Below are 13,712 nucleotides of genomic sequence, written 5' to 3'. Positions count from 1 at the left end.
TTTACGGTAAAAGCAAACAGAAAATGCCGTTTTTTGATATGTGAGGGCCGTTTTAGTGCGGAAAGTAGGTTTAAACGGTTTAAAGTGGGTTTTTACTGCGAGAAAAAAATAAAAGAAAATTTTTTGTGGATAATTAAGTGGAAGTGCGGCGGCCAATAATGTTGTTAGATGCTGATAAACTCCAACACCTCACTAATTTTATCTACCTGCTTAAAATTTTGGTGCGTTAAAACGGTTTCCACATGCTCGTGTGCCCAGGTGGTATGATAAGGAACATGAACGGCATGTCCGCCTATATTGATTACCGGCATTACATCCGATTTAAGCGAGTTACCTATCATCATAAATTGAGATGGTTCAATATCGAGGTGTTTGATGAGCTTGATATAATCGGCCTCCTTTTTATCGCTCATGATCTCGATATGGTGAAAATAATGGGCCAGTCCCGATTTTTTAAGTTTGCGTTCCTGGTCAAGTAAATCTCCCTTGGTGGCAACTACCAAACGGTAGTGGTCTTTTAGTGATGATAGCACTTGCTCCACATCATCAAGGATCTCGATGGGCTGGTTAAGCATCTCCTTGCCGTATTCCAAAATGGTTTCAATCACTTCAACGCTGATGTTTTTTTCAGAAATGCTCAGGGCGGCTTCTATCATGGATAGGATATAGCCCTTAATACCATAACCGTAAAGCGGCAGGTTATCAACCTCAACCTTAAAAAGCTCTTTTGATATGGTATGCTGCGGCGAAAAGTTTTCCAGCAGGCTGCAAAATTTCTCTTCGGTGGCTTGAAAATAAGGTTCGTTTACCCAAAGGGTATCGTCGGCATCAAAGGCAATTACTTTCAGGTTCATATTTGGGAGCAAATTATTGATGCAATAATAACATAATAAGGGCATTTATAGATATAACGGGCGTTTTATCCTGCGTTAAATATTTAACAATTATTAACCAATAAGCTAAAACTGTCGTTTTCAAAATAAAGTAAATTTGTATGCAACCTTATTTCAAAAGCTACGTCTCATAACTTAAATGGTCAAATTAATATTCGTTTAAATGGAAGAGATACTGCCCCCCTTAAAAGAATTTATTGTTGATTATTGCAATCGGTACAAGATCCGCAAGGTTGACCCACACAGCCTGAGCCTTGATACCAGTATCGACCTCGATCTGGATATTTTTGATATTGAGATAGATCTTTTTTTAGCCGATTTTGCCGAACAATTTAACGTAGACCCATCCAAATTTACCTGGTATAAATACGGTTACCCCAAAGGCTCAACCCGGGTAAAAATGATCAAACTGATGTTTGGTTATAACACAACCTGGGCAAAGCAGCTTGCCCAATATTGCTACACACCAAAATTTAAAGTGCGTAATTTGCAGGATGCAGTTAAAACCGGGAAACTGGTTTAATCGTCTGTATTTGTTTGATTTAACGAACCCTGCTTATTACATTTAGGCTTTTAATCACCACCCAGTTAAGCCTAATTTATATGTCAATCATTCGCCATGCTTTTTGCGCGGTATTGTTATTTGTATCGATAACAAGCTACGCCGCTAAAATTGTCAATTTATCATCGCCCGATGGTAAGATCAAATTTTCATTAAGCACCGATCAACATGGCTTGTTTTACAAAGTAACTTACAAAGGGAAGCTAATGGTTGATAACTCGCGGCTTAACATCAGCTTTAAAGAGGGTGGGACCTTTAACAATGATCTCATTTTAGGCAAATCGAAGCAAGAAAGGATGATTGATGATTATGATCTCATCATAGGTAAAACCAGTAAGGTACATAGCGAGTGCAATCGCGTTACAATTCCTGTAAATGAGCAATCGGGCGCTAAGCGTAGTTTAAGTATCGAGGTAAAAGTATTTAATGATGGGGCCGCTTTCAGATATCTGCTGCCCGAGCAACACCAATGGAAAAGTGTGGAGATAACCGATGAGCTAAACACTTTTAACCTCGCAGGTAATCCGGAAGTGACCACCTTGCTCCGCGAAAATTTTACCACATCGCACGAGGGAATTTACACTAAAGCTAAGCTCAACGATTTAAAGGCTGATACGTTAATGGATCTGCCAGCCTTATTTGAGTTTCCTAACGGCAACTACATGGCCATAACCGAAGCCGCTTTGCTTGATTACGCGGGCATGTACCTCATAAAACATAATGGTGTGTTAGAAAGCCGTCTGTCGCCGTTGCCTGGGCAAACGGATATTAAAGTAAAGGCAACGTTGCCGCACAGCAGCCCATGGCGGGTAATGATGATAGGCGATAGGGTTGGGGCGCTTATCGAATCGAACATTCTGACAACGTTAAGCCCGCCATGTAAGTTTAAAGATGTTTCGTGGATAAAACCGGGTAAAACTACCTTTCCGTGGTGGAATGGTAATGCTATACCTGATACTTCATTCGCGCCGGGCAATAATTACGAAACCAATATGTATTACGTAAACTGGTGCGCCAAATATGGTATCGATTACCATTCTGTAGTTGAATATGGTTTGCACGAGTGGTATGTGAATGATGGGGCTGGTTTTCAGCCCGGTGCGCATGCAGATCCTTCAAAAGCGGTGCCCGGTTTGGATATGCAGGCCGTATGCGATTCGGCGAAGAAACGTGGGGTAGGTATCCGTGTATGGATCCACTGGAAAGCGTTATATCCTAAACTGGATGAAACATTTACCCAGCTTGAAAAATGGGGTGTAAGCGGCCTGATGTGCGATTTTATGGATCGGGACGATCAGGAAATGGTGAACATCCAAACCGAAATACTGGAAAAAACCGCCCAGCACAAACTGCATATCCAATTTCACGGTGCGTATAAACCAACAGGCCTGAGCCGAACCTATCCCAACGAGTTTACCCGCGAAGGAACCCTGAACTACGAGAACGATAAATGGAATGATATTGTAACGCCGGATGCCGATATCAATATCCCTTTTACCAGAATGCTGGCCGGCTCGACAGATTATCATCTCGGCGGTTTCCATGCAGCCAATAAAAACACTTTTAAGGTACACTATACGCGCCCGTATGTATTGGGCACCCGCTGCCATATGCTGGCCATGTATGTAGTATTGGAAAATGCTTTAGGCATGGTTTGCGATGCGCCAGATGTTTACATTGGTCAGCCAGGCTTCGAGTTTTTGCAACAGGTACCAACTACCTGGGATGAAACAAAAGTAATAGCAGCCAAAGCAGGGAAATACCTGGCCATAGCCCGTCGCAAAGGTACCGACTGGTATATTGGCGCGATAACTGACCATGATAGTGTCACGTTAACCCCTAAACTCGATTTTTTATCCAATGGAAATTATCGGGCGGAAGTTTACAGCGATGCAAAAGATGTTGAACAATATCCTGATCATCTGATAGAGGAAACCAGAGATCTCACAAAAGCGTCTACGTTGAATATGACGTTGGCAAAAGGAGGGGGCCAGGTAATAAGACTGAGATTAGTTAAGTAAAGAAGCTGAACAAATGGAGGCGGTAAGTAAGGGGCGTGCCTACCCACGACAAGTTTAAAAAAAGGTGTCATGCTAAGCATGTCGAAGCATGGTGGGCTGGGCCTCTGCGCGCGACCCTTTGACAAGCTACCCATGACATAATTGAAAAGTGGGTCATGCTGAGCCTGTCGAAGCATGGTGGGTAGGCCTCTGCGCACGACTCTTCGACAAGCTCAGAGTGACAGGCCCGCCCGCCAAATGTCATATAATCCCTCAGAGGTGAACGCTTTTACTTACTCAGGGTGACAGGCCTCCCCGCCTAATGTCATAACAACAAACGTATTCTTAAAGATCTGTCACGCCGGTATGTTTGCGTTTGATGAAATTTCTGATATCCAGAACAATCCCCGCAAAAAAGTAAAATATCAGCGGAAAACCTACTGCCAGGAAAGATGAGTAAATAAAGAAAAGCCTGATCTTGGAGATAGAGATATTAAAGCGCTCGCCAAGATAGGTGCATACACCAAAGGAGTACCGTTCAAAAAATGTAAGTATTCGCTGTAGCATGTCAGGCCAGTTTTAGTATTTTATTACCAACGCCGCATTGCAGGCATTTCTTATAGTTGCAGTAATTATTTTTTAATTCGAGCAAAGCCTGCGATTCGAAAGCGGTATTAATTTTCACTCCTAAGTTAACAAAATCAGCGATAATATTGTTCTTCTCGGCTGGTAAATTTTCTAATAATTTAAGGCTGCGGCTAATGTAGTATTGCTGCTGGTGCTGTTTACCATAGCTGAACAGGAATAAAGCCACCGTATTGAGTAGTAAAATATCTATTGATCCATCGCCCATGTTTTTTGATGATGGTTTAGATGGCACATCAAAGCGGTAATGATCTTCCCAATAATCATTCACTTTTATCTCGGTAAACAGTCCGCGTAAAGCTTTTACCTCTTTAATATCCAGTATTTTAGATAGCAGATGGTTTGATTGCACAATAAGCGCTGCAAATTGCGCCAGCCTGATGGTAGGGAAGTTTTGCGGCCGTAGGCGCATAAATTTCCAAAGGTGGTTCTCTATCGGTTTAAGGTTATATTTTTTACGGAGATAGCCATATTCCTGCTGGAGTTTTAGTGGGTATTCATCTTTAAATTCTCCTTCCAAAAAGCCTGCCTGCCCAAATATCAGCGCCTCAATCTGCATCGGGTTGTTTTTATTTTTGGCGAGGGTGAGCTGCGGCAGGGATTTAGCCATCAGCTCAAATGGTAAGGCGTTTACCTTAAAACCGAAGTTTGCCGCCAGAAACTGGTAAAAAGTCTCTTCCCAATCGCCTTTATTAAGTGCGAGGGCGGCCGCTACATTTGCCGATCTTTTTTCCATTCGCTCAACCAGTACACGGGTTAGCCAGTTTTGCATAGTAAGACCATCAACTGTGTTGATGCCGCTCTCGCAGGGGATAAAAGTTTGGTTGCCGAAAACGAGTTTGTGGTATTTGTTATATAATTCTTCGCTAATGCGGTTGTGTAGTTCGAGTGTTGGTACTTTGCGTCCGTTTGATAAAAACAGCGGTACGTCATCTCGGTAAACTACATGTAGGATCACATTATCATAAGCGCCATCGGTAGCATGGCCATGTTTTTGCCAGTCGGATGCTGAAAGGTGAACTTCCACATTGCCGGCCCAAACAGTTTCACCAATCCTGATCCTTGCGTTATGAAAATCCGGCCCCGAATCAGAATTATGGAGCCCAGCTGAAAATATCTCTAACTCTTCACCATCTACAGTTTGCAGGTTTTCGCGCTCAAAAAGTCTGAACTTCCAGATATAATGCAAAAAATCTTCAGTAAATAACATGGCTGGTGAATGGTTGATAAGGTTGATTAAGTTGTTTGTTTTCGGCGCTACAAATATATCGGTTATACCCGGCTATTGTGGCTGTATTTTAAAATACCTAATATTACGGAAACCAATAATATCTGCCAAATCCTATGAATGAAATAAAATCACCTCCACCTCAAACTACGGGCGGGCGCATCAAATCCATTATAGGTGGCTCACTCGGCAATTTGGTTGAGTGGTACGATTGGTATGCTTACACCGCTTTTTCCCTGTACTTTTCAGATGCTTTTTTTCCGTTGGATAAATCGCTTACCCCTAAAGAAAACCAAACTGTACAGTTATTGCAAACAGCAGGTATTTTTGCCATAGGCTTTTTAATGCGGCCAATAGGTGGCTGGGTGATGGGTACATTTGCTGATAAACGTGGACGGAAAACAGCGCTTACCTTTTCGGTATTGCTAATGAGCCTCGGTTCGCTCATTATCGCCATAACGCCAACCTATCAAACTATCGGTGTTGCCGCGCCTATACTGTTGCTGCTTGCCCGGATTATTCAGGGTTTAAGTGTTGGCGGCGAATATGGTACAAGTGCCACCTATCTCAGCGAGATGGCTACAAAAAAACACCGCGGCTTTTATTCAAGCTTTCAATATGTAACTCTCATTATGGGGCAGCTGCTTGCACTGGGCGTACTTGTGCTGCTGCAAAGAGCATTTTTAACGGAAAAACAATTGTTTGATTGGGGCTGGCGCATCCCATTTGTAATAGGAGCGGTATTGGCTATTATAACCATGTATTTGCGCCGCAGCCTGAAGGAGTCGGCTTCGTTCGAAAAAGAAAGCCCTAAAACAAGGGCTTCACACGGTACATTGAAGGCGCTTGCGCAACATCCTAAAGCTGTGCTTACTGTAATTGGTTTAACAGTTGGTGGTACGCTGGCTTTTTATACCTTCACCACGTACATGCAAAAGTTTTTGGTAAATACTTCCGGGTTTAATAAAAGCGATGCCACGCTCATCTCTACCTTAACACTCGCTGTTTTTATGCTGCTGCAACCCGCGTTTGGTTTATTGTCGGATAAAATAGGTCGTAAACCTTTGCTTATTGGCTTTGGCATTTTGGGCACGCTTACTACTGTACCCATCATGACTCTGTTGGGACAAACTAATAATGTATGGGTTGCGTTTACGCTGATCCTTTGCGCGCTCATCATTGTAAGCGGCTATACTTCAATAAATGCGGTTGTAAAGGCCGAACTTTTTCCGGCGAATGTGCGCGCCCTGGGTGTAGGCTTTCCTTATGCTATAGCGGTATCGTTATTTGGTGGCACTGCCGAATATGTTGCGCTGTCATTTAAAAAAGGCCATCATGCCGAGTGGTTTTACTGGTATGTAACCATATGTATAGCACTCTCGCTAATACTTTATATCACCATGAACGATACACATAAGCATTCAAAAATTGAAGATGAGTAGATTTAAAATGTGCAGATTACAGATGTGTAGATAATAAGGTAATGTTTGTGTTAATTGACCGTTAAGTTATTGATAAATCTGTTTGCGGGGCTTAATGTTCAGGAAATGTATTTCATCCGCATAAATAAAAAGTATTAATTTTGCCCGTTCATCACCGGGGACTGTTCCCTTAATTTATGACTGATACCAACAATTTATTTCAAAAGGCGGTAACCTTACTGCAACAGCTGATCTCGATCCCATCGTTCAGCAAAGAGGAAGACCGTACTGCCGATCTGATCAACGAGTTTCTGCAAACGCACGGGGTAACAACGCACCGCAAGCTTAATAATATCTGGGCCTGGAACAAACATTTTGATCCGGCTAAGGAAACCATCCTGCTCAATTCACATCACGATACGGTTAAACCCAATTCGGGCTATACCCGCGACCCATATGATGCCAAAATTGAAGACGGCAAACTGTTTGGCCTGGGTAGTAATGACGCCGGTGGATGTTTGGTATCGTTAATAGCGGTGTTCCTGTATTTTCACGATAAAGAGAACCTTAAATATAATTTCTGTTTAGCTACCACTGCCGAAGAGGAGATCTCGGGTGTAAACGGGCTGGAATTGATCATTCCTGATCTTGGTCAGCTATCTTTCGGTATCGTAGGCGAGCCAACATTAATGCAATTGGCTATTGCCGAGCGCGGTTTAATGGTATTGGATTGTACAGCCCACGGTCGTGCCGGCCACGCCGCGCGCGAAGAAGGGGAGAACGCTATCTACAAAGCTTTAACGGATATCGAGTGGTTCCGTAGCTTTAAATTCCCTAAAGAATCGGAAGTATTTGGCCCGATCAAAATGTCGGTTACCATAATCAATGCCGGTTCGCAACACAATGTGGTGCCTGCCAGCTGTGTTTATACGGTTGATGTGCGGGTTACCGATGCTTACCGAAATGAGGAAGTATTGGAGATCATCCGCGAGCATGTAGCCAGCGATGTTAAACCGCGTTCCATCAGGTTAAAACCATCATCAATACCAAAAGAACATCCTATAGTTCAGGCTGGTATAGCGCTTGGCCGTACTACTTATGGTTCGCCAACCACTTCAGATCAATCATTGCTGGATATCCCATCTATAAAAGTAGGCCCTGGAGATTCTGCCCGTTCACATACTGCCGATGAGTTTGTTTATGTGGATGAGATAAGAGAGGGGATAGAGCTGTATGTGAAGATGTTGGAGAGCATCAATTAAATCGACGGTATTTAACTTTTTATATTTAAAATTGAGAGCCTGGATATTATTCATATCCAGGTTTTTTGTTTTAAATAGTGATCATAAGCCATCGTTGATCGCTGTTATCTGCAAGTAATTAAGCATTTTTTGACCTTCGATATCTACGCTCATTAAAAACAGGATAAAATACTGCTAATTGTAGATAGGAAATTTTTACCCGGCTTAGTTGGCGGTTAGATATCTTTGCTAACACAAAACAAAGGATCAATCCTTTTACATAAAACATAAGATCATCTGCCATGGCTAATAATTTTAAAGAAGCAAGTGTTGAAGAAATAAACCAGGTAATGCAGCAGGCGCAAACCGCGTTTGAGGCGTATCAAAAAACAAGTGTTGAAGAAAAAAGTGTTTTTTTAGAAACCATAGCTAACGAAATAGAGGCTTTAGGCGAGGCTTTGCTATTAAAAGCATCCGAAGAAACTAACCTGCCATTGCCCCGCCTTACAGGCGAGCGCGCCCGTACTACCGGACAGTTACGCATGTTTGCCGGTATGTTACGTGAGGGTAGCTGGGTTGAAGCCAGCGTTGATACAGCTTTGCCGGAAAGAACTCCGTTACCGCGACCTGATCTGCGTAAAATGCTGGTACCGCTTGGGCCGGTGGTTGTTTTTGGGGCGAGTAATTTTCCATTCGCTTATTCAACTGCAGGTGGCGATACGGCCAGCGCGTTGGCAGGTGGCTGCTCGGTAGTGGTGAAAGCCCATCCGGCCCATGCCGAAACTTCCGAACTGGTTTATGGTGCCATAAAAAAAGCGATCGCAGCCTGTAATATGCCTGAGCATATTTTTCAGCACGTACATGGTACTTCGTTTGAAAGCGGCAAAGCTTTGGTTCAGGCTGATGATACTGCGGCGGTTGGCTTTACCGGTTCTACCGGTGGTGGCCTGGCTTTATTACAATATTCATCGCAACGCAAAAAGCCTATCCCCGTATTTTCAGAAATGGGTAGTACAAATCCGGTTGTGTTTTTACCGGATACGCTCAATAAAAACGCCGCTGATCTGGCTGCTCAATACACCGGTTCCATAACCTTGGGCATGGGCCAGTTTTGCACTAACCCCGGCCTGATGCTGGCAGTTGAAAGCGAAGGATTACATAATTTTATCGGTGCTTTGGGTGCAGGTATTGAGGGCGTTAAACCTGCCAAAATGTTGCATGCCGGTATCCATTCGGCATACGAAAAAAAGTGCAGTGCCGCGCTTGGTCAGCAGGGCGTAACCGAAATTAAAAGATCGGCAACTGAGGCCGCGGATATTGAAGCCCGTCCAATTGTTGCAACCGTTAGCGGTGATACTTTTTTACGGAACCCATTGTTGCACGAAGAGGTTTTTGGCCCATACTCATTAATGGTGATCTGCAAGGATGAGCCGGAATTGATCAAAGTATTAAAATCAGTATCAGGCCAGCTTACTACAACAGTTATGGGTACGGATGATGATTTTGCAGCCCATCCGGCGCTGTTACAATTATTGCCAACCATTGCGGGCAGGGTGTTATTTAACGGTGTGCCAACCGGTGTGGAGGTTTGCGCAAGTATGGTGCATGGCGGCCCGTTCCCGGCAACTACCGATAGCCGTTTTACAGCGGTGGGTATCAACGCTGTGAAAAGATGGGTACGCCCGGTAAGTTTTCAAAGTTGCCCGGATGCTTTATTGCCTTTAGCACTTCAGCAAGCCAATCCGCTGGGTATTTGGCGCTTGTTTGACGGGGAGTGGAAGAAGTAAATTTCAATTGTAGAGCCAGACTTACGAAGTTTTTAAAACTTCGTAAGTCTTCAATAAGCTCCTCCGCGTGTGACTTGATAACAACAACTTAATTCCTCTTCAACGTAATCACCGCTATCTCCGGCCACATCCCAATACGGCCTTTCAATCCTAAAAAGCCAAAACCACGGTTCACGTACAAATACAACCCGCTTTTTTGATACAGGCCTGCCCATTGTTTATAAACGTATTTGATAGGGCTCCACTTAAAACCAAATAACTCAAAGCCAAATTGCGCCCCATGGGTATGCCCGGATAGGGTGAGATGAATAGGCTGACGATGATCAAGAGTAACTGCATCCCAATGCGATGGGTCGTGCGACATCAGGATCTTAAACGCGTTATCAGGAACTTCGGAAGTAGCTTTATCCAGATCTCCGTATTTATGGAAACCACCTTTACCCCAGTTTTCAACGCCTATTAGTGAGATCTCTTCATTTTCCTTTTGGATAGGGGTATGCTCATTAAGCAATAATTTAAAGCCGATATCTTTGTGTACCTGTTTTAACCGGGCAAGATTTGCCTGCTGATCGGCTTTGTTTTCCCATTGAATGTAATCGCCATAATCGTGGTTGCCCAGCACAGAGTATTTTCCATAAGGTGCTTTTAGTTTAGAGAAAGCCGGGATCCAGGGATCCATTTCGCTGGCCTCGTTATTCACCAAATCACCGGTAAACAGGATCACATCGCTTTGTTGGGCGTTAACAAGGTCGAGGCCTTTTTGTACGCCTTTGGCATCGCTAAAGCTGCCGGAGTGCACATCTGATAGCTGGGTAATGGTAAAACCATCAAACTTTTCGGGCAGATCATCAAAAAACAAAGTTTCGCGGCGCACTTTGTAATAATGCCTGCCGCGGGTGATGCCAAACAATAAGATGCCTGCAAACGCGAAGGCTACGATGACAACAAATTCGCTTACCGCATAGCTGCGTGGTGGAAAGCCGCGGAATAATCGTGTAATATCCTCAAGCAATAGTATTAGAGAGCCAACAAGCTTAGGCACAAAGGATAACAGCATCAAAGCCATCAGCCAGGAAATAAACCTCCGGCTCCGTGCAAAAGCGCTGATCACTATGGCCGAGGTAAGCAGGGCATCAAACAGCCAGTACCCAAGTTTAACATTGCTGTTTAGGCCCAGCGTTTCAATCACATTAAAAAAATAGATATCAATAATAAGCCATAACAAAATGATGGCTGGAATACGTGTTCTCATATATAGCAATGACGAACTACTGTAAAAAACATTTTAAGCAGATAACTTTAGTTACTATTTGATGACAAATGACTGCTTTTGGGTTGGCGGAAATTATACATTTGTATAGTGCTCGTTATATTGGATATCGAGATAAAAAAAGAAACAGATAATCATGAAAAATAAAATACTCGTGGCCTTGTGCGGCATTTTAATAGCATTGATCTCATCTACTGTTACCAAAGCACAAACATCGCCCGTAGCCCAGCCCTCACTACTGGAAAATTACCCATGGACAAGCCATGACCTGATAGAACCAGAAACCTTAGCGGGTATGATCAAGGATACGCCTGCCAAACTCCTGCTTATTTTAAACATAGGCGCTGTTGAGGATATTAAAGGTGCTAAACATATAGGCGCAGCCAACAAGGCCGAATATATGGCGGCGCTTAAAAATACAGTATCCACATTGCCAAAAAATGCCAGTATTGTTATTTATTGCGGTTGCTGCCCGTTTACCAAATGCCCTAATGTTCAGCCTGCTTTTAAAGAGTTAAAGGTCATGGGTTTTACTAACGTTAGACTGCTTAATCTGCCGGTTAACCTGCACACAAATTGGACAAGTAAAGGATATCCTTTAGCGTCAAACTAAAACTCTTATCTTTTTTAAATTGACGCTTTAAACAAAGTAAGTTGACGTTTTAAACAAACCTGATTTTTTCCAACGACTGTAGTTTTGTCTTTATAAAAAATGATAAAGATGAAACTAAACGATAATTACAATGGCGCGCTGCAACAGCCGCTTAACTCAGGCTTCAATGCCAAATCAACCACACATGATGTTATTAAGGGCGTAAGCTTAAAAGGCAAAACCATTATTGTTACGGGCGGTTATGCTGGTATAGGCTTAGAAACTGTAAAAACCTTTGTTGCCGCCGGTGCAAAGGTGACCGTGCCCGCCCGCGATGTAAACAAAGCTGCCGAAAACCTGAAAGGGTTGGAAAACATAAGCATCGAACAAATGGATTTGATGGATCAGGAATCGGTGGATGCTTTTGCCGATAAATTTTTATCAACCAATGATACACTCCATATTTTGGTTAACAATGCGGGCATCATGTGGGTGCCGCTGCAACGCAACAACAAAGGTTACGAGTCGCAATTGGCTACTAACCACCTTGGGCATTTTCGATTAACTGCCGGGCTTTGGCCCGCATTGAAAAAGGCGAATGGCGCGCGGGTGATCAACGTATCGTCATTCGGCCACCAGATAGCTCCTTTTGATTTTGATGATCCTAATTTCCTGATAGGCGAGTACAAAACACTGCAAGGGTACGGGCGGTCGAAAACGGCCAATAACCTGTTCTCGGTCGAGCTTGACCATCGTGGTAAAGGCCTCGGCGTAAGGGCCTATTCATTGCACCCCGGTTCGGTTATCGGTACAGATTTGGGTAGGGTAGCGCCTATGGAGTTATTCCAGCAAATGGGCACGCACGATGAAAATGGCGAGATCTTCCCGGAAGTTGCAGCAAGGCTTAAAAACGTTGAGCAAGGCGCGGCTACCACCGTTTGGTGTGCCGTTAGTGATCAGCTAAATAACATCGGTGGGGTGTATTGCGAAGATGCTGATATAGCTGAATTAGATAACGGAAATATCGCGCATGATTATAGCGATCCTTCAACCTTAAGAGGAGTGAAGCCTTATGCCGTTGATGCGGAAAACGCGAAAAAACTTTGGGCACTATCCGAAGAAATGACGGGCACAATATTTCCAGCAAATTGATTTTAACTAATAATACCCCTAATTAATAACAAGCCGGAGTTACTTATCCGGCTTGTTATATTTTGTAATTTTACCATTATGCCCATGGAATTTGAAACCAAGTATATCACGCCGGATATCAAACTTTCGGAGTTTACAGGTAACACCTTTAAAACCGAAGTGATATTTGAACACCATATTTTGGTTTGGTTCATTTCGGGCGAAACGAAGATCATCCAGGCCGATGGGACTTATATTTTTAACGCCGGAGATATTTTCCTGATCCCCCGAAACCAATTGGCTACGGTTATCAATTACCCTAAAGATGGCCTGCCGCACAAGGCCGTGGCTATGCATCTTACCAAACAAAGGCTAAAGGACTTTTACTCCCGGTATAAAGCCAAGGGCAGGCTGCAGCCATTAAAAAAGGTATATAGCTTTCCAAAACATCCTTTGCTGCAAAGCTGTCTCGCTTCGCTCATTCCCTACTTTGATCTGGGCGAGGATTTACCGAAAGATGTAGCCGATATTAAGATAGAAGAAGCCATCAGCATACTACGCTCTATCGATAAAGATATTGACGGCCTGTTATCCAACTTTGACGAACCGGGCAAAATAAACCTTACCGATTTTATGGAGCGCCACTACATGTTCAATATGGCGCTGGATAGGTTTGGCTACCTTACCGGCCGTAGCCTGGCCACTTTCAGACGCGATTTTAAAAAAGCCTTTAATACCACGCCCCAAAAATGGCTTACCGAAAAGCGCCTTCAATTAGCCCACTATCAAATATCCGAAAAGCAGCAAAGGCCTGTTGATGTGTATATGGAAGCTGGTTTTGAAAATCTTTCGCATTTTTCGTACGCTTTTAAAAATTATTTTGGCTATCCGCCAAACACGCTGGTTGGTAAATAACTGTAATTTATACAGGAAAATAAACAG

At 43.4% G+C, this 13,712-nt stretch carries 12 protein-coding genes; 8 read left to right on the top strand and 4 right to left on the bottom strand.

What is annotated here, in order from left to right; translation table 11 throughout:
• Positions 1-164: 164 nt before the first annotated feature.
• A complete protein-coding gene (locus AAFN85_RS23825) occupies positions 165-854 on the bottom strand; it encodes an HAD family hydrolase (protein WP_347530238.1) in 690 nt (229 codons plus the stop codon).
• A 202-nt stretch (positions 855-1,056) separates the two neighbouring features.
• Between AAFN85_RS23825 and AAFN85_RS23820 the strand changes: the two genes are divergently transcribed.
• Both AAFN85_RS23820 and AAFN85_RS23815 read left to right on the top strand, forming a co-directional pair.
• Positions 1,057-1,416, top strand: a complete 360-nt coding sequence (locus AAFN85_RS23820; RefSeq protein WP_347530237.1) for a DUF1493 family protein — start codon at positions 1,057-1,059, stop codon at positions 1,414-1,416.
• A gap of 80 nt (positions 1,417-1,496) precedes the next feature.
• Positions 1,497-3,476 (top strand): glycoside hydrolase family 97 protein, encoded by a 1,980-nt coding sequence (locus AAFN85_RS23815; RefSeq protein ID WP_347530236.1) that lies wholly within the window; start codon positions 1,497-1,499, stop codon positions 3,474-3,476.
• Positions 3,477-3,800: 324 nt separating this feature from the next.
• Here the strand turns inward: AAFN85_RS23815 and AAFN85_RS23810 are convergent, their stop codons facing one another.
• Together AAFN85_RS23810 and AAFN85_RS23805 are read right to left on the bottom strand one after the other, a co-directional pair.
• Positions 3,801-4,022, bottom strand: a complete 222-nt coding sequence (locus tag AAFN85_RS23810) for a PspC domain-containing protein (RefSeq protein WP_022830549.1) — start codon at positions 4,020-4,022, stop codon at positions 3,801-3,803.
• A gap of 1 nt (position 4,023) precedes the next feature.
• A complete protein-coding gene (locus AAFN85_RS23805; RefSeq protein WP_347530235.1) occupies positions 4,024-5,310 on the bottom strand; it encodes a DUF2851 family protein in 1,287 nt (428 codons plus the stop codon).
• 134 nt (positions 5,311-5,444) lie between these two features.
• On the opposite strand from AAFN85_RS23805, the gene AAFN85_RS23800 reads away from it, so the two are divergent.
• The 3 genes from AAFN85_RS23800 to AAFN85_RS23790 all read left to right on the top strand — a co-directional run bounded on the left by AAFN85_RS23800 (position 5,445) and on the right by AAFN85_RS23790 (position 9,777).
• Entirely contained in the window at positions 5,445-6,770 is a 1,326-nt protein-coding gene (locus AAFN85_RS23800) for an MFS transporter (RefSeq protein ID WP_347530234.1), read from the top strand.
• A gap of 176 nt (positions 6,771-6,946) precedes the next feature.
• Complete coding sequence (locus AAFN85_RS23795; protein ID WP_347530233.1) at positions 6,947-8,011, top strand: M20 family metallo-hydrolase; 1,065 nt, start codon at positions 6,947-6,949, stop codon at positions 8,009-8,011.
• Between the two features lie 281 nt (positions 8,012-8,292).
• Complete coding sequence (locus AAFN85_RS23790; RefSeq protein ID WP_347530231.1) at positions 8,293-9,777, top strand: aldehyde dehydrogenase (NADP(+)); 1,485 nt, start codon at positions 8,293-8,295, stop codon at positions 9,775-9,777.
• An 88-nt stretch (positions 9,778-9,865) separates the two neighbouring features.
• On the opposite strand, the gene AAFN85_RS23785 is transcribed toward AAFN85_RS23790, so the two are convergent.
• Complete coding sequence (locus AAFN85_RS23785; RefSeq protein ID WP_347530230.1) at positions 9,866-11,029, bottom strand: metallophosphoesterase; 1,164 nt, start codon at positions 11,027-11,029, stop codon at positions 9,866-9,868.
• Between the two features lie 154 nt (positions 11,030-11,183).
• On the opposite strand from AAFN85_RS23785, the gene AAFN85_RS23780 reads away from it, so the two are divergent.
• From AAFN85_RS23780 to AAFN85_RS23770, 3 genes are all read left to right on the top strand, one after another.
• Complete coding sequence (locus AAFN85_RS23780) at positions 11,184-11,660, top strand: rhodanese-like domain-containing protein (RefSeq protein WP_347530229.1); 477 nt, start codon at positions 11,184-11,186, stop codon at positions 11,658-11,660.
• 108 nt (positions 11,661-11,768) lie between these two features.
• Positions 11,769-12,791 carry an SDR family NAD(P)-dependent oxidoreductase gene (locus AAFN85_RS23775; RefSeq protein WP_347530227.1) on the top strand — a complete coding sequence of 341 codons (1,023 nt, stop codon included), beginning with the start codon at positions 11,769-11,771 and terminating at the stop codon, positions 12,789-12,791.
• Between the two features lie 84 nt (positions 12,792-12,875).
• The gene (locus AAFN85_RS23770; protein ID WP_347530225.1) at positions 12,876-13,685 is read left to right on the top strand and encodes an AraC family transcriptional regulator; all 810 of its coding nucleotides are present in this window, start codon (positions 12,876-12,878) and stop codon (positions 13,683-13,685) included.
• The last annotated feature ends 27 nt before the right edge of the window (positions 13,686-13,712 follow it).

This window comes from Mucilaginibacter sp. CAU 1740, assembly GCF_039839285.1.
In the GTDB taxonomy this organism is placed as follows: Bacteria; Bacteroidota; Bacteroidia; order Sphingobacteriales; family Sphingobacteriaceae; genus Mucilaginibacter.
The sequence above is the reverse complement of the archived record's forward strand: the minus strand, read 5'-3'. Positions and strand labels throughout refer to the sequence as shown.